A 19,634-nucleotide genomic window follows, 5' to 3' on the forward strand; every position below is an offset into this window, starting at 1 on the left:
GGGATCGATGGGTCGAGAGCTCTTCGCCGCCGGGAAGGACGGCACGCGGATCTATGTCCGCTACCGGGAAGGTCCCGGCGGCATCGGAAGCTTGGCCAGCGGGGTCGGGGCGGGCTCGGAACGCCTCACCGCGGTGCTTTGTGACGGCATCGCGTGCGATGGCTTCATCTGGAAGTACCTGTGGGACGACCTGGCCCGTACGGTCAACGTCGCCCACTGGAACTATCGCGGCCACGGGCGGAGCAGCCTGCCGGTCGATCCGAAGGCGGTCGAGCTCCGCGACCACGCGAGCGATCTCGCCGCGGTGCGCGCGGCGATCGGCGACGGCCCCGTGGTGCTCTTCGGGCACTCGATGGGCTGTCAGGTCATCCTGGAGCACCTGCGGACCCACCGCGAGGGGGTGCGCGGGCTCGTGCTGATCTGCGGCTCGTCCGGCAGGATCACGCATCATTTCAAGGGCACGGACGTGCTCGCGCAGCTCCTGCCGCGGCTGATCGAGCAGGTCGACGCGTACCCGCACATCGCGCGGGCGATCTGGAGCCGCGTACCCGCGCCGATGGCGCTGCGGATCGCGCTGCTCGCCCGCGAGGTCGACGCGAGCGCGGTCACCCCGGCGGATCTGCTGCCGTACATGCGGCACATGGTCGACATCGATTTCTCGATGTTCCTCCACATGCTGCGCAGCGCCGGCGAGCACTCGACGATCGATCTGCTCCCGCAGATCGATCTGCCCGCGCTCGTGATCGCCGGCGATCGCGACACGTTCACGCCGCCGCGCCTCGCCGAGGAGATGGCGGCGGCGCTGCCGCGCGGCGAGCTGATGATGGTCAGCGGCGGCACGCACGTCGTCCCGCTGGAGCGCAAGAAGATGGTCATCGAGCGCGTGGAGCAGTTCCTGCTCGAGCGCGTCCTCGGTGGAGCCCCGGTCGGGAAAGGCGCGAGCGTCGGGCCCTCGCAGGCGCCGGACAGCAGCGGCGCGAGCGTCGGGCCCTCGCAGGCGCCGGACAGCGGGGAGCTGTCGCAACGGCCGGCGGAGGATGGGTCGGCGCAGCCTCCGGCCATGGATGGGTCGGCGCAGCCTCCGGCCGAGGAAGGGCCCTCGCCAGGGGACCCACGCGGGCTCTCGAACGATCGATGAGCCGCCGTGCGCCAGACGCACCCGCGCCCGGACCGGCGCGCGGGCGGCTGCGACCGCGCGGCGGCGCGGCGGCGCGGCGCCTGCTCGTCGCCGCAGCGCTGATCGCGGCCTCGTGCGCGCGGCCGTCGTCCGAGCCGAGCGGCGGGTCCGCCGGCGCGATCGCGGCGCTGGCGGAGAACGAGGTCGCGCTTGCGCCCGGCGGGGCCCCGGTGCGCTCATCGGGCGAGCCGCCCGCGTCCCCGGCGCCGCGCGCTGGAGCCGCAGGGGACGCGCAGGTCGCGAGCGCCGCAGGGGACGCGCAGGTCGCGAGCGCCGCAGGGGACGCGCAGGTCGCGAGCGCCGCAGGGGACGCGCAGGTCGCGCGCGCGCTCCAGCGTTCTCCGCTGCGCGCGCTTCGGCTCACGGGCAAACCGACCGACGGTCGGTTCGAGGCGATCCTGGCCTTCGGCGTGGGCGCCGAAGGCGCGGGGCCCCGCGAGGTGAAGGTGAAGCTCGCGCCGGCGCAGAAGAAGGCCCCGCTCGCATTCCGGCATCCGGTCGCGTTCTACCGGCTGGCGAGGGCGCTCGGCGCGCACGTCGTGCCCGCCGCGACGGCGCGCCGGATCGGCATCGGCGAGCTCGCGGCGCTCATCGGCCGCGAGCCGAACGGGCGCAAGCTGCTGCGCCGCTTCGCGGTCATGAACGATGGGACGGTCGACGCGCTGGTCCTCGCGCCCGCGCCCGGTCCGCCCGGCCCGCGCTGGGTGTCGTCCCGCCGGCGGTCGGTCCGGTTCGACGACGCGCCCGAGCTCGACGTGTGGGCGCGCTGGGCGCGCTCGCGCTCGCCGGCGCGCGGCGAGCGCGCCTCCATCCTCCGCGATTACCTGGAGGTGCTCGCGCTCGACTACCTGGCCGGCAACGGGCTCCGGAAGGAGATCGTCATCGACGTGAGCGCGGGGGCCCTCAGCCTCGAGGCCAACGCCAGCGCGTTCCCGCTGCACGTGAAGTCGCACGAGCTGGATCGGCAGCTCGATCGCCTGGTGGAAGCGGCGCGGTTCCCGCGGGCGCTCCGCGACGCGCTCGCGCGCTTCGGCCCCGAGCAGGCCGCCGCGGCGCTGCGCCCCGGCGGGATCGAGGACGAGCTGGTGCCGCCGCGCGCCCTCGTCGAGCTCGAGGAGCGGCGGCAGGCGCTGCTCAGCCTGATCGAGGCGAAGATCGCCGGCAGGGGAGAGGACGCCGTCCTCAGCCTCTAGCGCGGATCCCCTGCCGGAGCGCGGCCGCCGCGGCGCGCGGCGGCCCGAGGCGCGCCGCTCCGCGGAGCCTCGCTCCTCCGCGCGGCGGCGCCCCGCCTCGGCCCAGCGCGAGCGCCTCGCCGCGCGCGCATCTTGATCTCCGGCGGCAGCGGGGCGATCACGGTGAACCGTGATCGACGTGGCGACCCTGCAGCGCTGGACGGAAGACATCGGCTACAGCGTCGAGCTGACGAAGCCGTCGACCCTGCGCATCCGCCCGCGCGAGGAAGGGGTCGTCGATCTCCCGCCGTTCTTCGTCCAGTGCACCGAGAACTGGGTCGTGCTCTCGATGTTCGGCGTGCTCGATTCCATCGACATGCAGGGCCGCGACGAGGCCGGGGCGAGGCTGACCCCCCTGGCCGAGGAAACCGGCCAGATGCTCGGCCTGCTCCGTCACCTGCTCGAGGCCAACCGCGACATGCGCATCGCCAAGTTCGCCCTCGGCGATCGCAACGAGATCCTGCTGTGCGCCGAGCTGCCCACCGAGTCGCTCGACCGCTCCGAGTTCGTCGACGCGGTCGAGCGCATCATCGAGTACGCCACCGCGTACCGGCACGCGCTGCTCGGCACCGACACCTGAGCGGCCGGGGAGGGGCCGGCGCCCTGCCAGCGCCCGGCGCGATCACCTCTGCGTGATCACCACGCGGTTGTCGTCCCGGTAGGTGACGTTCCCCGATTCGCCCCGGCAATCCCAGCAGGTCGCCCACGTGAGCCGCCGCCGCACGTAACCGTTGAAGCCGAGCGCGATCGGCCCCCGATCGCCCTTCAGCAGCAGCGACGACGCGATCCGGTAGCGGTCTCCGGGGAGCTTCAGGAACGCGACGATGAACGAGTCATCGTCGGACTTCCCCGTCACCACGAGCACCTCCTCGCCCGGCACCGGGTTCCAGAGCAGCGGCGAGGTGGTGAGCGTCGTGTTCGGGGGCGGGCTCGCCTCGGGCTGGAGCGCCGGCGTGCCGCTCGGCGAGAGCCGCGTCCGGCCCCGGCTGAGCACGACCTTCACGTCGTCGGGCTCCTTGAAGAACGTGACCTCCCCGCCGAGATCGCGGAGCTGCGGCACCGACGCGAGCAGCTCCGCGACCTGCTGCGGCCCGATCTCCGCGCGCCGGTACGTCTGCTGCCACTGCGGCGACGGGATCGACGCCGCGTTCGGCGCGCCGTGACAGCACCGGAAGCCGATGTCGTCGCCCGACGCGCCCGGATCGACCGCCGCGCGGCGCGCGCACCGGTGATCCACGCTGCTCGCGCTCGCCGTCGCCCCGCGCACGGCCGCGGCCTTGGGCTGGAGGTTCTCGATCGGCGCGACGTCGCTCGCGGTCCACTCGCGCAGCGCGGCCCCCATGCCGAGCACGCCGAACCCGGACGCGCACGACGCCGGCGCCTTGGCGCACGCCGGATCCCACGCGGCCCCGCCCGCGTAGGGCGTCCCCTCGGGGCCCTTGCACGCGCGCTCCCACTCGAGCTCGGTGCACAGCCGGCCGCCGGCCTGCTCGCAGAGCTCCGAGGCGCGCGCCCGCGTCACGCCGGTGAGCGGCGGCTGCGCCGGATCGTTCGGGTACAGGTAGCGATCGATGGTGAAGCCGCCCAGCTCGACGTCGAGCAACGCCGGCTCCAGCGCGGGATCGCGCCCCTTGTCCCCGGGCGTGCTGCCCGCGACGAGCTTCCCGGCGGGGATCTCGACGCGCGCGGGCCCCGCCGGCACCGCGCCGGCCTGCGGCCTCGCGCTCGCGGCGGGCGACTCGTTCTCGGCCGCCTCGAGCACCTTCCCGGACGGCGCGGGCGCCGCCGGCGCGCCGCCGTCCGCGCGCTTCTCCCCGGCCTGCGGCTGCGGCTGCGGCTCCGCGCGGTCGCAGCCCGCCCCTCCCGCGATGGCGGCGGCGACCAGCAGGATCAGGGCAGCGGCGGGCGTCCTCGTCGGCACGGTTCCTCGAAAGCGCTCCGCCTTATGTCGCAGGACCCCTCGCCCGTCAAAGTGCCCGCGCTATGCTGGCCGGGATGGGGCAGGGCGTGAGCGACGCACCGGATCCGATGGCCTCGCAGATGGCGCAGCTCCTCGCCGGCAGCGACCTCGACGAGCTGCGCGAGATCGTGAGGCGGTGGGTCGCCGAGGCGCCGACCGAGGGCGTGCGCCGCCACTACCAGGAGCTCGGCGGGCGCCTCGTCGATCTCAAGGCGGCGCTCTCCGAGAACCCCGTGCAGCCCACGGTCGCGGAGCTCGAGCAGGCGCTCACGATGATGCTCCGGCTCGCCGCCTCGAGCCCGAGGACATGAGCCGAAGGTGACGCTCGCCGACTTCCCCCCGTGGTTCCTGCGCGCCTTCGCGCTGTGCTTCGGCCTCCTCTGGGGGAGCTTCCTCAACGTCGTCATCCACCGCGTCCCGCGCGAGCTCAGCGTCGTCCGCCCCGGCTCGCGCTGCCCCGCGTGCGGCACGCCGATCCGCGCCTACGACAACATCCCCGTCCTCAGCTACCTCCTGCTGCGCGGCCGCGCCCGCTGCTGCGGCGCCCCCGTGTCGCCGCGCTACCCCCTCGTCGAGGCGGTCGGCGGCGTCCTGTCGCTCGCCATCGTCGAGCTCATCATCCTCCGGCTCCCCTGGTCGACGCCGATCCTCCACGCGCTCGCCACGTACACCGCCGATCTCGCGCTCGCGCTCGGGCTCGTCGCCGCGACGTTCATCGACCTCGAGCACATGTACATCCCCGACGGGATCACGATCGGCGGCGCGGTGCTCGGCGTCGCCACCGCGTCGCTGCGCTCGATGGGCTTCACCGACGCGCTCCTCGGCGCCGCGGTCGGCTTTGCCGTCGTCTGGCTCCCGTTCGTCGTGATCTACCCTCGGCTCCGCGGCGGCCGCGTGGGCATGGGCCTCGGCGACGCGAAGCTCCTCATGCTGGCGGGCGCCTGGTTCGGCTGGGGGGGCGCGCTGTTCGTGCTCGGCGCCGGCGCCGTCCAGGGCTCGATCGTGGCGATCGCCCTGCTGCTCCTGCGCGGGAGCATCGAGGAGCCCGAGGCGGTGCGCCTCGAGCGCGAGCAGATCCGCGCCGAGCTCTCGGCGATGTCCCCCGAGGAGCGCGCCGCCGCCGAGAAGGAGCTCGCGCAGGATCCGCTCGCGGAGGAGCCCGGCGAGGGGTTCGGCCAGGCCCGCATCGCCTTCGGCCCGTTCCTCGCGCTCGCGACGCTGGAGTGCCTGCTCGTCGGGCGCGACATCCTCGAGGCGTACTTCTCATGGATCGACGCTGGATGAAGGTCCTGCTCCGCCGCGCGCGCGCGCTCGCGCTGCCCCTGGCCCTCGCGGGCTGCGGCAGCTCGCTCCCGCTGCCTCCGACCGGCCCCCACCTGCCGAGCGAGCCCGCCGTGGTCGTGCCCTACCCGCCGCCGCCGGCGCGCGTCGAGATCATCTCGCCGCCCGAGAAGCCGGGCCTCGTCTGGATCGACGGCGAGTGGCAGTGGCGGAGCCGCCGCTGGGCGTGGCAGCCGGGACGATGGGAGGCCGTCCCGCCGGGCGGGTATTTCGCGCCCACCGCCACCGTGCGCCGCGCCGACGGATCCCTGGTGTGGTTCGCCGGGGTATGGCACGTGCCCGGCAAGAAGTGATCGACGCCGCGTCCGCGCGATGGAAAGTCACCCCGTGCCGAGCTGCTCGACGCCCGTGCTCGCCTGAGCGGCGCCGGCGAGCGGGCGCGGCGCGCCGTCACCTGCACGGATCGATGAGCCCAGCCCCATGATGCTTGCCTGGTCGTTCGCAGCGCGCACACCCGACGAAATCGCCCGCCTCCTCCGTGCTCTCGGCAAGCACCGCTACGTGCGCGAGGTCGATCACCGGCTCCACTGGTCCGTCGATCACGCCCTCGCCGAGCTGCCGGAGTTCGCGCCGCACGCCGCCGCCTTCGAGGCGCGCCTCAAGAAGGAGCGGGGGCTCGAGCTCGGCTCGCGCGATCCGTCGCTGTGGCGCGAGGCGAAGACCGAGGAGGTGATCGCGGCGCTCACGGCCTTCTGGACCCCCGACGCGGCGGCGCCGCGCTACCGGGATCGCCTGCTCGAGGCGCTCGCGCGGACGGGCCTCCCCGAGGCCGCGCACGCCCCGTTCGAGTCGGCCCCGGACGATCCTCCGCACCCGGAGCTCGTGCTGCTCGACTGGGAGCTGTACCCCGTGGACGAGCTCGACGCGGACCGGCACGCCGGGGCGCTGACCGCCATGGAGGAGGCCGAGGAGGAGGTGAACGCGTCGGCGCCGATCTACAACGAAGGCCCCGTCCTCGCGGCGCCGGAGCTCTGCGAGGGGGCGCCGAACGGGGTGCTCGAGGACGACTTTCTCGTGTGGTCGGACGGCCCCTACAGCTACTCGGATTACGTGTTCCGCGGGGTGGCGAAGGCGGCCAAGCTCGTGGATCCGCCCACGGGCTACCGCGATCTATAACGGCGTCCGCCGCATCAGTACGGGTCGGGCTTCGGCGGCGGGATGGTCGGATCCGCCTCGGCAGGGGGCGCAACCGGCTGCGAGGTCGCGGAGGTCGCGGTGGTGGTCGCTGCGGCGCTCGCCGCGGCCGTGATCGCGGGGGAGGGGGCGGGCCCCTTGGGCGCCTGATGGAGCGTCACCTCGAGCTCGATGTCCCTGTCGAACACAAGCATCCGTCGCTGCGCGACGTGGCCTGGCGCGGAGATCTCGATCCGGTGCGCCGCGCCGTCCTTGAGGAGCTTGCCGTCGAAGGGGTTCGACGGGAGCTCCACCCCGTCGACGAGGATCTTCGCGCTGGCCGGGCTCGCCTTGATCGACGCCCGGAGGAGCGCGGCGTCGGTCCCGGGCCGCGGAGGGCTGCTCTCGGCCGCCGACGAGGAGGGCGCGGGCGGCGGCGGCGCTGGCGCGGGCGGCGCGCTCTCGGCCGGCGGCGCGATCGCGCGGGCGCTCGGCCGACCCGGATCGCGCACCTTCAGGTACACCGTCGCGGCGCCGATCAGCGCGACCACCGCGGCCGCCGCGACGAGCGGCAGCCGCGAGCGCCGCGGCGCCGGCCCGGGCTGCGCGGCCGGGGCCGGCTCGGTCCGCACGACGGCGTGGAGCGTCGCCTGCGGAGGGTTCGAGCGGTGGAGAGGGCGCGCGGGCGCCGAGGGATCAGAGGCCGTGATCGCCCCCTCTTCGGCGGAAGGAGACGAGTCGAGCGGCTCGCGCGTCGGCAGCGAAGGCAGCCTCGACGCGCGGCCGCCGAGCTCCGCGCCCCCCGCGTCGGGGCCGTGCTCCTGCAGCTGCTTCAGCTGGCGATCGATGATCGTCCGGATCTCGGCCCGCTCGCTCGCGAACAGCGCGCTCACGAGCTCGCCGACCTGCTCGGCCGTCACCTGCTCTCCAAGGCGCTCCGCGCAGCGATCGAGCTCCGCGCGGAGATCGGCGGCCGTCGAATGGCGCCGGTCGCGCGCCTGGGCGAGCGCCCGGGCGCAGATGCGCGCGAGATCGACGGGCACGTCGGGGCGCGCGGATCGCACGTCCGGGATGTCCCGCATCAGGCGCGAGATGATCTGCGGATCCGTCAGCCCACGCCAGAGCCGGCGGCTGGCGAGCATCTCCCAGAGGATGACGCCGGCCGAGAAGATGTCGGCGCGCCGATCGATCTGCGACGAGTGCGAGAACGCCTGCTCGGGCGCCATGTACGCGACCTTGCCCTTCAGCGTGCCGGCCTGCGTCTCGACCACGCGGTGCGCCGCGAGCGCGATCCCGAAGTCGACGATCTTCACCTGGCCGTCGTACGTGATGAAGATGTTGTGGGGGCTGACGTCGCGATGCACGACGTTGAGCGGCGTCCCGTCGTAGTCGACGAGCTCGTGGGCGTAGTGGAGGCCGGCCAGCACCTCGCTGAGGATCCACAGCCGCACGGCGAGCGGGATCGCGCGCTCCTGCTCGCGCGCGCGGGAGATCACCCGGCTGAGCGGCTGCCCGTCGAGGTACTCCATGGCGATGAAGTACTCGCCGTCCGCGATGCCGACCTCGTTGGTCTGCACCACGTTGCGGTGGTTCAGCCGGGCGGCGAGGCGGGCCTCGTCGAGCAGCATGTCCCGGAACTCGGGCTCGTCGGCGATGTTGGGCCGGAGGCGCTTGATGACCTGCAGCTTGCTGAAGCCTGCCGGCCCCACCGCGACCGCCAGGTGCACGTCCGCCATGCCCCCGCGCCCGAGCGTCGCGATGAACCGGTACTTGCCGAGGCTGCGCGCGTGCCGGTCGGGAGGGGACGGCGGCGCATCCGGCGGCGCATCCCGGCCGACGGCGGTCGGCGCGTCGCGGTCCGGGCGCCGCATGGGGATCGTCGGCGGGGGCTCCGAGGCCACAGGGGCGGGCAGCTGCCGCGAGCGCAGGGTCCGGGCGTCGATCGCGGCCTGCACATGCTCCGGCGGGCCAGAGGCGGCGAGCTCGTTGCTGCGGGCGGAGTCCACCGCCCAGTCAGCCTCGTCGTTCGTCCCCTTGTGCTCGCTCACCGCAGAATGGTCCTGATCCAACGCCGTCCAGTCAAGCCGACGGTAGCGCGCGCAATCGCTCGCGCAGCGGCGGGCGGACGCGGATCGGCGCGCCCACGACGGCGCGCCGGCGTCCAGCCCGTAACCGCAGCAATAACCATCGCCGGGCGCCCCGCACCTGAGCGCGCCTCCAGCCTCGAGGACCGCCGAGGCCGGCATCGGAGCGCCGCTGGACACACGAGCGCAGCGGGGCGTCTCCCCTCGGCAACCCGAGGCGGCGCCTGCTATTGTGAGAAGCGTCACGGTCTGCGAGGTTTCTGTACCTGGGAGGAGAGTGTGAGAAGCTCGCCTCGACGTGCGCACCATGTCTCGTGATGAGGTGGCCGATGCCCTGTGACTCGATTCCGCGGCGCCTGCTGGGTCAGGCGAAGGTGCGGCCCGAGGCTCCAGCCCACTACGTGAAGGAGGGGGGGTTCTGGAGGATGACCAGCTTCCGGGAGTACGCGAGCGAGGTGCAGCGCGCCGGCAAGTCGCTCATCGCGCTCGGCGTCGCGCCCGGCGACGCGCTGAGCCTCCTCGGCTTCAACCGGCCCGAGTGGGTGGTGCTCCACGTGGCCGGCATGGCCGTCGGCGGCGCTCCCGCGGGCATCTACACGACGTGCTCGCCCGAGGAGGTGCGCCACGTCGTGCACCACTCGGCCTCGAAGCTGGTGCTGGTCGAGAACAGGGCCCAGCTCGAGAAGATCGTCCGCCAGTGGGATCGGCTGCCGCAGCTCGAGTGGGTGGTGCTGATGCGGGGCACGGCGGAGGCGGGCGATCCGCGGGTCCTGTCGTGGGACGAGTTCCTCGCCAGGGGCAGCCGCGTCCCGGACGAGCTGTTCGAGCAGCGGCTCGACGCGCTCGAGCCGCGGGGGCTCGGGACGCTGCTCTACACCTCCGGGACGGTGGGGCCGCCGAAGGGGGTCATGCTGAGCCACGAGAACCTCACGAGCGCGGCCGACGTGGCGGCGCGCATCGTCCCGTTCTCGCCCTGGGACATCGGCCTGTCCTACCTGCCGCTGTCGCACATCGCCGAGCAGATGTTCACGATCCACCTCCCGGCCTCGGTCGGCGCGGCCGTGTACTTCGCCGAGTCGATGGAGGCGCTCGCGGACAACCTCCGGGAGGTGCGGCCGACCGCCTTCTTCGGGGTCCCGCGCGTCTGGGAGAAGATGCGGGCCGGGATCGAAGCGAAGCTCGCCGGGGCGAAGCGCCTCCAGAAATTCACGCTCGAGCAGGCGCGGCGCGTCGGCCTCCAGCACAGCGAGCTCCGCGCCCGAGGCGAGCAGCCGGGGCCGCTGCTCGCGCTGCAGCACCGCCTCTACGACAAGCTGGTCTACTCGAAGGTGAAGGCGGCCATCGGGCTCGGCCGGGCGCACGTGTGCAGCACCGGCGCGGCCCCCATCGCGAAGGAGCTCCTCGAGTTCTTCGCGTCGCTCGACCTCCTGATCACCGAGGTCTACGGCCAGTCGGAGGTGAGCGGCGCGACGAGCTACAACCTGGCGGGCAGGACGAAGCTCGGCTCCGTCGGCCCGGCGGTGCCGGGCATGGACGTGCGGATCGCCGACGACGGCGAGATCCTCGTCAAGGGGCCCACCGTGTTCCTCGGCTACTACAAGGACCCGGAGGCGACGGCGCAGGCCCTGGTCGATGGCTGGCTCCACACGGGGGATCTCGGCAGGTTCGACGAGGAGGGGTTCCTCCACATCACCGGGAGGAAGAAGGAGATCCTCATCACGGCCGGCGGGAAGAACGTCTCCCCCAAGAACATCGAGGAAGCGCTGAAGCGCCACGACCTCATCGCCGAGGCGGTGGTCGTCGGCGACGGGCGCAAGTTCCTCACCGCCCTGCTCGTGCTGGCGCCCGACGCCGTGAAGCGCTTCGCGGCCGAGCGCGGGCTGAGCGGCGACCTCTCGCACGCGTCGCCCGAGCTCCGGGAGGCCGTGCAGCGGGCCGTCGACGAGGTGAACGGTGAGCTGGCGCAGGTCGAGACGATCAAGAAGTTCTCGATCCTGCCGCGCGGCTTCACCATCGAGGACGGCGAGCTCACGCCGACGTTGAAGATCAAGCGGCGCAGCGTGAGCCAGAACTTTGCGCGCGAGATCGAGGCGATGTACGCCGAGTAATCATGCGCAACGAGCCCGCGACCGCCGTCTCCTTCGATTTTGGCCAGACCCTGGTGGAGCTCGACACCGGGATGCTCTCCGTCCGCCTCGCCGAGCGGGGCATCGCCGTGTCCCGGGAGCAGCTGGACGGCGGGGTCGACGAGGGGTGGCGCGTCTACAACGACGCGATCCGGCGCGGGCTCGGCGGGCACCCGTGGAAGATCATGATGGGCCGCCTGCTCGAGGCGGGCGGCGTTCCGGCCGGCGCGGTCGGCGCGGCGGTCGACTGGCTCTGGACGGAGCAGCCCCGGAAGAACCTCTGGCGCCGGCCGATCGCCGGGATGATCGACGTCGTGGTCGAGCTCGGGCGGGCCGGCGTGCCGGTCGCGGTGCTGTCGAACTCGGAGGGCCGGCTCGCCGAGCTGGTCGAAGAGCTCGGCTGGTCTGCGCACTTCGTGGCGATCGCGGATTCGGGGCGGCTCGGGTTCGAGAAGCCGGGCAGGGAGATCTTCGCGTGGACGGCCGAGCGCCTCGGCGCGCCGCTCGCCGCGGTGGTGCACGTGGGCGATTCGCTCGCCGCAGATGTCGACGGCGCGCTCGCGGCAGGGATGCGGGCCGTCTGGTTCAAGGGCGATCCGCAGGGCGCCGCGGCGCGGCCCGACGCCGATCGCGTGGCCGTGTGCGACGGCGCGGACGCGCTGCGCCGCGCGCTCCGGGCGTTCGGCGTGCGGTTCTAGGCGGTCCGCCGCCGTCACGGTCGGCGCGGGCTCCGCGCGCGCGGCGCCCGTCACCTGGACGGCGGTGGCCCGCGAGGGCGCGGCCGGCGCGCGAGACCACCACGGGCGGCGCTCCCCTGGCGCTCTCCTTTCGGTGAGCACGAACGTCCCGGGAGGCGCCGCCGCCCCGCGCGCGTCGCGCGCGCTTCGCTCCTGGATCTGCTCGCCCTGCTGCCCCGCGCCGGCGCGGCGGTCTCCGGATCGTGCATCCGATGCACGTCTTCCGGATGGTTCGGGCGTTGCTGGAGGCCGGCTCACGATGGTCGTCAAGGATGCAAGCTTCGAACAAGAGCCCGGGAGCGGAGTGCGGCAAGCGGACGTCCCCGCCGTCGTCCCTCGCGTCCTCAGCGAGGTCCGCCGCGCGGACGAGCGGCTTGTCTCGCTCGTGCAAGAGCGCCCCGTGGCCACGCTGTGCGCGGTGGCCGCGGTGGGCTACCTGATCGGACGGGTCGTTACACGGCTGGGTTGAGGAGGTCACCATGACGGAAGGCGAGGTCGAGGCGACACGGGAGCGCGACGCGGGGGAGAAGGCGGACGACGCGCTCGGCCGGCTCGATGCAACGGAGGTCACGCGGGCGGTCTCGGCGTTCGCGCGAGAGAACCCGCACGTCGCGCTCGCTGCGGCGGCTGGGCTCGGGTTCCTGCTCGGCGGGGGCCTGACGCCGCGCGTGCTCAGCAGGCTCGGGGCCCTCGCGACCCGCAGCTACGTCAAGGGCACCTTTGCCCAGGCGGTCGGTACCTTCTTCGACGAGCAGGCGCGGTCCCAGGGCCAGCTCGGCTCGTCGCCCTGAGCCCCGCGCCCGCGCGAGCGCGCCCTGCGCCGCCGGTGCGCGGGACGCGCGTCCGCCGTCGTGCGCGGGCGCGTTGCCCCACCTCCGTCCCCCCAGATGCCGCGCGCTGCCCCCCGGGGAGCGCGCCGTCCCACCTCGCACCGTCGCGCTGCGCCGGGCGAGCCCCTTCAGGCTCGGCGGCTGTACGTCTTGCGGATGCGTCGACCGCCGCTCTCGCTCAGCACCTCTTCGACGCTGCGGGACACGTCGGGCAGACATCGGACCGAGAGCACCGCGCCGCCGCCGGCGCTGCCGGCCTCGTCGAGCCGGCGCGCCTCGTACTCGGGCAAGCGCGCGCCCAGCACGGCGCCGAGCAGGGTGCCGGCCGCGCCGGCGGCGCCCGCTCCAGCGAGGCACGCGACGATGGGCCCCGCCAGGAACGCGTCGAGCCTCGGGATGATCAGCGCGCCTCCGGCCGTCATCGCGGCGAGCGCGCCCCCGACGAGCCCGCCGATCACAGCGCCCAAGGCGGCCCCTTCGGACGCCTTGCTGTGGATGGTCAGCTCGAGCTCGTCCAGACGGGTGTGCTGCTTGGGCACCATGCTGATGTCCTCGGCCGCGACGCCCAGGGCGAGGAGGCGGCCAAGCGCGCCCGCGGCTTCCGTGCGGCCTGGGAAGAATGCAGTGAGCGTCCGGTAATACATCATTCGCCGAGGACCCCTGTGACGCGCTTCGCGAGGTGTCTCGCTCAATCCATCTGCTCTCGGAAAAGCATCGCTTGTGCCGCTCCGGCTGCGCAGATGTCGCTCGGCCGCCGGAAAGCGTTCGGGAAATGATGGAAGGCGCCGCGCCGCGCTGGGACGGTGCGGCGCCTTCGCGCCCTGCGCTGGGGGCTCGCTCAGCGGACGCCGAGGTCGTTGGCGAACGAGCGCTCCCCCGTGGGGGGCGCGCTGGTGCTCTCCTGGATCTCTTCCTGGGCCCGCCGCGCGGCGCCCAGGGCGCGATCCTTGACCTTCTCCGCGCGCTCGCGCAGCCGGCCGGTGCTGTCGCGCAGCCGGCGGCGCGCCTCGTCACCCGACGTCGGCGCGACCAGGACGCCGACCCCGACGCCCACCGCGACGCCGAGGCCGAGCCCGACCGAGACGGGGATGATCCAGTCGAGTGAGCTCCTTCTCCTGTAGGGGAACATGTCGGCCATGTAATTGACGAGATCGGTTGCCTTCATTGTGGCTCCGTCGGTTCACACAGCGTGCGGGGCGCGAGCATCGCGCATCCCTCAGCGTGGATTCACGTTGGTTGGAACGGTGACCGGCGGGACGTGAGGCAGCGCGCATGCCAAGGGCATATTGCGCACGGAGGGAGCAGGGCGCGCGGGCGCCCTGCCCGAGAGCGAGGGTGACGCGGGGGAGCGCCGCGGCGTCAGCGGCAGAAGCCGTCGACGCAGATCCCGCCGTCGGCGCAGGACGTCTCGGGATCGCACTCGCCGCCGAGGTTCTCGCTCGACCCGCACACCTGGTGCACGCCGGAGAACGTCGTCACGGTCCTGCACTCGCTCAGCGAGGGCGACTGGTTGTCGCAGGCGTTCGGGTTCGACGGGCCGCACGAGATGTAGCAGCTGTGGTGCAGGCAGAGCGACCCCGGCGCGCAGACGTCCTGCGCCCCATCCTCGCCGCACACGAAGTTGCTCGACTGATTCGGGATGCAGCCGTTCTCGACCCGGACGTCGCCCTCGGGGCAGTCTTCGCCGTCGCTCCTCGGGACGCAGGCGCCGTCGACGCAGACGGCAGAGGGGCCGCCGCAGTCGTCGGTGATGACGCAGGGCTGCGCAGGCTGGGAGCAGATGCCGAGGGTTGTGTCGCAGCGGTAGCTGCTGGGGCAGTCCGCGTCCTCGCTGCAGGCGGGCGTGCATTTGCCCTCGACGCACTTGTCGTTGACCGGACACTGGGTCTGGTCGATGCACTGGTCCTGGGGCGCGGTGCAGATGCCGCTCACGCAGAGGTAGCCGGCGCCGAGGCTGGCGCAGTCGGCGTCGGCGCCGCACGCGGCCGGGGTCGCCGGGACGCAGGTCGCGTCGTCGCCGGCGCCCTCGCAGACATAGCCGTGGATGCACCCGAGGCGCTCGCCGCTCGGGAGGACCTGATCGCAGCTGCCCGGCTGGCAGGTGCCGTCCGGCGCGCAGGTCTCGCCCTCGGCGCAGTCGTCGGGGTTGCCGCAGTACACCGCGTCGCTGCCGCCGCCGCCGCCGCCCTGCCCGGTCGAGCCGGTCGCGACGCACGAGGCGGTGTGATCGTCGTCGACGACGCACTCGAAGCCGTCGCTACACCCCCAGGCGGTGCAGTCGCCGACGTGACATTCGTTGTCCTCGCCGCAGGTCTCGTTGATCCCGCAGTCGGCCGGCTCGTCACAGCCGTTCGAGTTCGGGATGCCGGGCCCGCAGTCCTCTGCATCACAGAAGTGGCTGTCGGCGTCATCGTAGATGGGGCAACCCGCGAGGAGGGGCGCCAGCACGCTCGCGAGACCCAGCAGAGTAAGTCGCTTCATTCACCGTCTCCCGAAGGCATTCGGCCGCCCGGCGTCGAGGGGCGGCGCCCTCGCGCGTGACGGTCGCGACCGGACGAGCGTAGCAAGCGACATGCCCCGAACAAGCCCAGCGAGACGCGGCGCATTTCGGCGGCCCGCGCGCGCGCCGTGAAGCCGCGTTCACGTCGGGATGTGGCCCGCGCGCGCGGCGGTTCGCGGCGGATGCGCCGCGCCCGGCGGAGGCTGGCTCGCGGCGTGAAGCCGAGGCGGGTGGCTCGCGCAGCCGGCTCGCGGCGGGTGGCCGCGGCGGCCGGCTCGCGGCGGGTGGCCGCGGCGGGCGGCTCGCGGCGGCCGGACAGGATGGCGCGGCGCGGCGCGGACCGCTTGGGGCACGCAGGGGAACCCGTGCTACCGTTCCGCCGAGTTCCGGGCGGCCACCTCCGAATGAGGAATCCCGGCAGGCTCGCGCCTGTGGGCCAGCCGTTCGCGAGGACACGGGGACCGGTCGAGCCGATGGATGTCACCTGCGAGCGTTGCAGCACCGAGTACGAGTTCGACGACGCGCTCGTGTCGGAGCGCGGTACGACGGTCAAGTGCACGAACTGCGGCTACCAGTTCAAGGTGCGCCGCACCGACGGCGCCCTCCCCGAGAAGTGGCTGGTGCGCACCCTCGGCGGCCGGGAGCTCGAGTTCAGGATGCTCCGGGAGCTCCAGGCGGCGATCGCTCAGGGCCACGTCACCCGCGACGACGTGATCTCGCGCGGGAACGCGCGGCCGCGGCGGCTCGGTTCCATCGCGGAGCTGGAGCCGTTCTTCAAGGGCCCGGGGAGCATGGTCATGGCCGGGACCGCGCTGGGCATCGGCGGGCCGTCGCCGATGCCCAGCCGCTCGAGGTCGCTGACGCCCCCGGGGCTCGGCGGCCCGGCGCCGATGCAGACCGACGGCTCGGTCGCGATCCCGCTCCCGCGCGCAGAGCCCAGCGCGGAGGCGGGTCCCGGGTCGATCCACGACGACGAGACGGTGGTGCGCGACGTGCGGGAGGTCCAGTCCGCCAAGGAGCGCCCCTCGCCGCGCCGGGCGACGCTGCCCGCGGCCTTCGAGCCCGAGGCCAGCGCTCCGGCGCGGGCGATGCTCAAGCCGAGCGCGCTGCCCGGGGTCGTGGTGCCGCCGGAAGAGGCGCCGCCGCTGCCGGACGCGCACCCCGCGCGCCGGCAAGAGCCGCGGACGCTCCGCGGCGCCGGGGTCGCCGAGGCGCGCAGCGTCAAGCCGGGGGCCGAAGCCGGCGGTGACGGGCAGGGGCGGGCCGCCGGGGTCGGCCCGCTCCGGATCCCGAACAGCGCGCCGCCGCCGCGCGCCGAGCGCGCGGCCGCTCCTGCCTCGGCCGACGGCCATGGAGACGAGGGCCCCGTGGCGAGGCGCGGGGCGCCGCGCGCGCCGGCCGAGGATCGCGTGGGGCGGAGGGCGGGGGCGATGCCGCTGGTGTCGTCCGCCGACCCCGACGGCGGGCCCTCCTACGCCGACGACGGCGACGGCGACACGCGGATCACCTCGCTGCCGATGAAGAGGACCGGGATCGCGCGGTGGATCGTCGGGCTCGTCGTCGTCGGCCTCGCGGTGGTGAGCGTCGCGACGCTCGGGCCGAGGTACCTCAAGCCGGCCGTCCAGGCCCGTCCGGCGACGAGCGACGATCGCGTCGCGACCCTGCTCGCCGACGGCGAGCGGAGCCTGACCGAGGGAGATCTCGAGACCGCGAGGGACAAGCTCGTCAAGGCGAGCGCGCTCGCCGAGGACGATCCGCGCGTCGCCGCGGCGCTGGCCCGGGTCGAGACGGTGAACGCGGACATGCGGTGGCTGCGGCTGCAGCTGCTCGCCGAGGACGATCCGGATCTGGACACGATGCGGCACGAGCTCAAGAGCGCGATCGACCGCGCCCGCAAGGCGGTCGATCACGCGCGGCGCGTCGCGCCGACGGACGCCGAGGTGAGCCGCGCCGCGATCGATCTGCTCCGCGTGCAGGGGGACCTCGCCGCGGCGCGGCAGCTCGTCGCGTCGATCTCGGCCGAGAGCGCGCAACCCGAGAACTCCCTCACGCTGGCCGCGCTCGATCTCGCGGAGGCTCAGCCGAGCTGGGCCACGGTCGTCAAGCGGCTCCGGGCGGCGGCGAGCGTCGAGCAGATCCCCGGGCGGGCGCGGGCGCTCCTCGTTTATGCGCTCGCGCGGTCCGGCGATCTCGCGGCCGCGCGCGTCGAGAGCGACCGCCTGCTCGCCATGAGCCCGCCGCACCTGCTCGCGCGCCCGCTCCGGGCCTTCATCGACCGCGTCGAGAAGGCGCCGGACGAGCAGGACAAGCCGAGGGGCGGCGTCGAGCCGGCCTCGAGCGCGCGCCCGGAGGGCTCCGCGGCGGGCGCTCCCGGCTCGAGCTCGTCGGCCGCGCCGGGCGCTCCCGGCCCGAGCTCGTCGGCCGCGCCGGGGCGCGGTCGCCGGGCGCCGGGGCCGGACGACGGCCGCGTGCCGGACGACTACGTCGCCCCGGGGGGGACGATCGATACGAGCGATCTCCCCGGCGTTCACCCGCCGCCGGCCGCCGCGCCGAGCACGACGGCGCCTGTGATCGACACCTCCGATCTGCCCGGGATCAAGCATGAGTAAGCGCCGAGCTCGACGGATGCGGTGGCTCGGTGCGGGGGCCCTCGCGGCGGCGGCATCGATGGCGGGGTGCACCGGGAGGGAGCGGGCCGCGCCGCTGCCGGCCCCGCCCGCAGGGCGCCTCGACGAGCCGGCGGTCGTCGAGATCGATCTCTCGCGCGGGCTCCCCGAGAGCGCGTCGGCGTCGCTCTTCGGCCCGCCGAGCGGCAGGACCCATGCGCAGCTCGTGCGGTCGCTGCGGGCGCTCTCCGAGGCCGAGAGCGCGAAGGGCTTCCTCGTGCGGCTCGGGAGCGCGCGCCTCGCGTTCGCGCGCGCCCACGAGATCGGCCGGATCCTCGGCGACGTCCGCAAGGCGGGGCGACCGGTCGTGTGTCACGCGGACGAGTACAACAACGCGACGATGCTGCTGGCGGCCGCCGCCTGCAGCAAGCTCTGGCTGAGCCCGGCCGGGCAGGTCGACACGGTGGGGATCGCGGCGCAGCTCATGTTCGCGAAGGGGCTGCTCGACAGGCTCAACGTGGACGTCGACTTCCTCCAGGTGGGGAAGTTCAAGGGCGCGAGCGAGCCGTTCACGCGCGAAGGGGCGAGCCCCGAGGCGCGTGAGTCGCTCCAGTCGGCGCTCAGCGGGCTCCGCGAGGCGTGGCTCTCGGGCATCGTGGAGGGGCGCGGCAAGCCGGAGCTCCGGGAGGCCGTCGAGGACGGCCCGTTCGCTCCGGAGGAGGCGAAGGCGAGGGGGCTCGTGGACGAGCTCGGCGACGTCGAGGCCGCGATCGAGGACGCGAAGAAGCTCGCCGGCACCGAGCTCTCCGTGCCGCGGTTCGGCGGCGCCCCGCGCGACGCGAGCCTCTCGCGGAGCCTCGTGGACGTGTTCCGCTCGATCTCGGGGGCGAGCACGCTGGGCACGCCGCACGTGGCGGTGGTGCCGGCGATCGGCGGCATCACCATGACCGCCAGCGGGATGCCGCTCGGCTCGTCGGACGGGATCGGCGAGCGCGAGCTCGGGCGGATCATCACGCGCCTGACCAAGGACACGAGCGCGAAGGCGGTCGTGCTCCGGATCGATTCGCCCGGCGGGTCCGCGCTGGCGTCGGATCTGCTCTGGCAGAAGCTGATGCGGCTGCGGGAGGAGAAGCCGCTGGTCGTCTCGATCGGCGGCATGGCGGCGAGCGGCGGCTACTACCTCGCCTGCGCCGGCACCAAGATCCTCGCCGAGCCGACGAGCATCATCGGCTCGATCGGCGTCGTGGGCGGCAAGTTCGCCGTGGGGAAGGCGCTCGCGGACATCGGGATCAACGCGGAGACCGTCGCGGCCAACCCGGATCCGACGCGGGCGGCGCGCGCCGCGTACATGTCGGCGCTCACGCCCTGGGACGAGCCCACCCGCGCCCGCGTGCTCGCCAGCATGGAGGCGGTCTACGATCTGTTCCTGAAGCGCATCACGGCGGGCCGGAACCTCCCGCTGGAGTCGATCGCGCCGTCCGCGGAGGGGCGGATCTTCGGCGGGGTCGAGGCCCACGAGCGATCGCTCGTCGATGAGCTCGGCGGGCTGGAGCGGGCGATCGCGCTCGCGCGCGAGCTGGCGAAGCTGCCCGAGGACGCGCCGGTCGAGATCGAGCAGGACGATGGAGGCCTGATCGAGCTCCTGGCCGCCCGCGACGAGACCGGCGAGAGCGCCGCGCGGGCCCCGGACCGCGCCGCGCTGAGGGAGCGCGCGCGGGAGGCGATGGCGGGCGCCCTGCTGCCCGAGTGGCTCGGCGTCGCGCCGGAGATCGGGACCTTCGCCGCCTCCATGGCGCCGCTCCTGGCCGGAGAGCGGGCGCTCACGGTGTTACCGTTCGCGGTGACGCTGAGGTAAGGCGCGAGATCGCACCGGAAGATTGGCCTTGTACCGCGGTCGTTCTGTTAGGCTGATCGGGTTCAGCATACCC

At 73.9% G+C, this 19,634-nt stretch carries 17 protein-coding genes; 12 read left to right on the plus strand and 5 right to left on the minus strand.

The features are described from left to right. Positions 1-7: 7 nt before the first annotated feature. From WMF20_RS48245 to WMF20_RS48255, 3 genes are all read left to right on the plus strand, one after another. Positions 8-1,138: an alpha/beta fold hydrolase gene (locus WMF20_RS48245; RefSeq protein ID WP_437608644.1), complete on the plus strand. Its 1,131-nt coding sequence runs from the start codon at positions 8-10 to the stop codon at positions 1,136-1,138. Beyond that, positions 1,135-2,370 carry a hypothetical protein gene (locus WMF20_RS48250; protein ID WP_437608646.1) on the plus strand — a complete coding sequence of 412 codons (1,236 nt, stop codon included), beginning with the start codon at positions 1,135-1,137 and terminating at the stop codon, positions 2,368-2,370. The genes WMF20_RS48245 and WMF20_RS48250 overlap by 4 nt, the downstream gene beginning before the upstream one ends. A gap of 169 nt (positions 2,371-2,539) precedes the next feature. Next, positions 2,540-2,989, plus strand: coding sequence for a YbjN domain-containing protein (locus WMF20_RS48255; RefSeq protein WP_437608648.1), 450 nt, complete (start codon positions 2,540-2,542; stop codon positions 2,987-2,989). Between the two features lie 42 nt (positions 2,990-3,031). Here the strand turns inward: WMF20_RS48255 and WMF20_RS48260 are convergent, their stop codons facing one another. Further along, positions 3,032-4,330: a formylglycine-generating enzyme family protein gene (locus tag WMF20_RS48260; RefSeq protein ID WP_437608650.1), complete on the minus strand. Its 1,299-nt coding sequence runs from the start codon at positions 4,328-4,330 to the stop codon at positions 3,032-3,034. An 86-nt stretch (positions 4,331-4,416) separates the two neighbouring features. Between WMF20_RS48260 and WMF20_RS48265 the strand changes: the two genes are divergently transcribed. The 4 genes from WMF20_RS48265 to WMF20_RS48280 all read left to right on the plus strand — a co-directional run bounded on the left by WMF20_RS48265 (position 4,417) and on the right by WMF20_RS48280 (position 6,826). Further along, positions 4,417-4,680: a hypothetical protein gene (locus WMF20_RS48265; RefSeq protein ID WP_237244789.1), complete on the plus strand. Its 264-nt coding sequence runs from the start codon at positions 4,417-4,419 to the stop codon at positions 4,678-4,680. A 7-nt stretch (positions 4,681-4,687) separates the two neighbouring features. Next, complete coding sequence (locus WMF20_RS48270) at positions 4,688-5,653, plus strand: prepilin peptidase (protein ID WP_129580575.1); 966 nt, start codon at positions 4,688-4,690, stop codon at positions 5,651-5,653. After that, a complete protein-coding gene (locus tag WMF20_RS48275) occupies positions 5,635-6,003 on the plus strand; it encodes a YXWGXW repeat-containing protein (protein ID WP_437608652.1) in 369 nt (122 codons plus the stop codon). Before WMF20_RS48270 ends, WMF20_RS48275 begins: the two co-directional genes overlap by 19 nt. Before the next feature lie 127 nt (positions 6,004-6,130). Beyond that, entirely contained in the window at positions 6,131-6,826 is a 696-nt protein-coding gene (locus WMF20_RS48280; RefSeq protein ID WP_437608654.1) for a hypothetical protein, read from the plus strand. 14 nt (positions 6,827-6,840) lie between these two features. On the opposite strand, the gene WMF20_RS48285 is transcribed toward WMF20_RS48280, so the two are convergent. Further along, a complete protein-coding gene (locus WMF20_RS48285) occupies positions 6,841-8,871 on the minus strand; it encodes a serine/threonine protein kinase (RefSeq protein ID WP_437608656.1) in 2,031 nt (676 codons plus the stop codon). A 365-nt stretch (positions 8,872-9,236) separates the two neighbouring features. On the opposite strand from WMF20_RS48285, the gene WMF20_RS48290 reads away from it, so the two are divergent. From WMF20_RS48290 to WMF20_RS48300, 3 genes are all read left to right on the plus strand, one after another. Next, on the plus strand, positions 9,237-11,015 hold the full coding sequence (locus WMF20_RS48290; protein WP_437608658.1) for an AMP-dependent synthetase/ligase: 1,779 nt from the start codon (positions 9,237-9,239) through the stop codon (positions 11,013-11,015). A 2-nt stretch (positions 11,016-11,017) separates the two neighbouring features. Continuing rightward, positions 11,018-11,731, plus strand: coding sequence for an HAD family hydrolase (locus WMF20_RS48295; RefSeq protein WP_129580579.1), 714 nt, complete (start codon positions 11,018-11,020; stop codon positions 11,729-11,731). Positions 11,732-12,249: 518 nt separating this feature from the next. Continuing rightward, entirely contained in the window at positions 12,250-12,561 is a 312-nt protein-coding gene (locus tag WMF20_RS48300) for a hypothetical protein (RefSeq protein ID WP_437608661.1), read from the plus strand. Positions 12,562-12,728: 167 nt separating this feature from the next. Here the strand turns inward: WMF20_RS48300 and WMF20_RS48305 are convergent, their stop codons facing one another. The 3 genes from WMF20_RS48305 to WMF20_RS48315 form a co-directional block, all read right to left on the minus strand. Beyond that, entirely contained in the window at positions 12,729-13,142 is a 414-nt protein-coding gene (locus WMF20_RS48305) for a hypothetical protein (protein WP_237244790.1), read from the minus strand. A 296-nt stretch (positions 13,143-13,438) separates the two neighbouring features. Beyond that, entirely contained in the window at positions 13,439-13,765 is a 327-nt protein-coding gene (locus WMF20_RS48310) for a YtxH domain-containing protein (protein WP_237244791.1), read from the minus strand. A gap of 194 nt (positions 13,766-13,959) precedes the next feature. Next, positions 13,960-15,081, minus strand: coding sequence for a hypothetical protein (locus tag WMF20_RS48315; protein WP_437608663.1), 1,122 nt, complete (start codon positions 15,079-15,081; stop codon positions 13,960-13,962). 450 nt (positions 15,082-15,531) lie between these two features. Between WMF20_RS48315 and WMF20_RS48320 the strand changes: the two genes are divergently transcribed. Together WMF20_RS48320 and WMF20_RS48325 are read left to right on the plus strand one after the other, a co-directional pair. Continuing rightward, on the plus strand, positions 15,532-17,709 hold the full coding sequence (locus WMF20_RS48320) for a zinc-ribbon domain-containing protein (RefSeq protein ID WP_437608665.1): 2,178 nt from the start codon (positions 15,532-15,534) through the stop codon (positions 17,707-17,709). A gap of 16 nt (positions 17,710-17,725) precedes the next feature. Continuing rightward, positions 17,726-19,561, plus strand: coding sequence for a S49 family peptidase (locus tag WMF20_RS48325; protein WP_437608667.1), 1,836 nt, complete (start codon positions 17,726-17,728; stop codon positions 19,559-19,561). Positions 19,562-19,634: the final 73 nt, after the last annotated feature.

The sequence above is a fragment of the Sorangium sp. So ce834 genome, assembly GCF_051521425.1.
Taxonomy (GTDB): Bacteria; Myxococcota_A; Polyangia; order Polyangiales; family Polyangiaceae; genus Sorangium; species Sorangium cellulosum_D.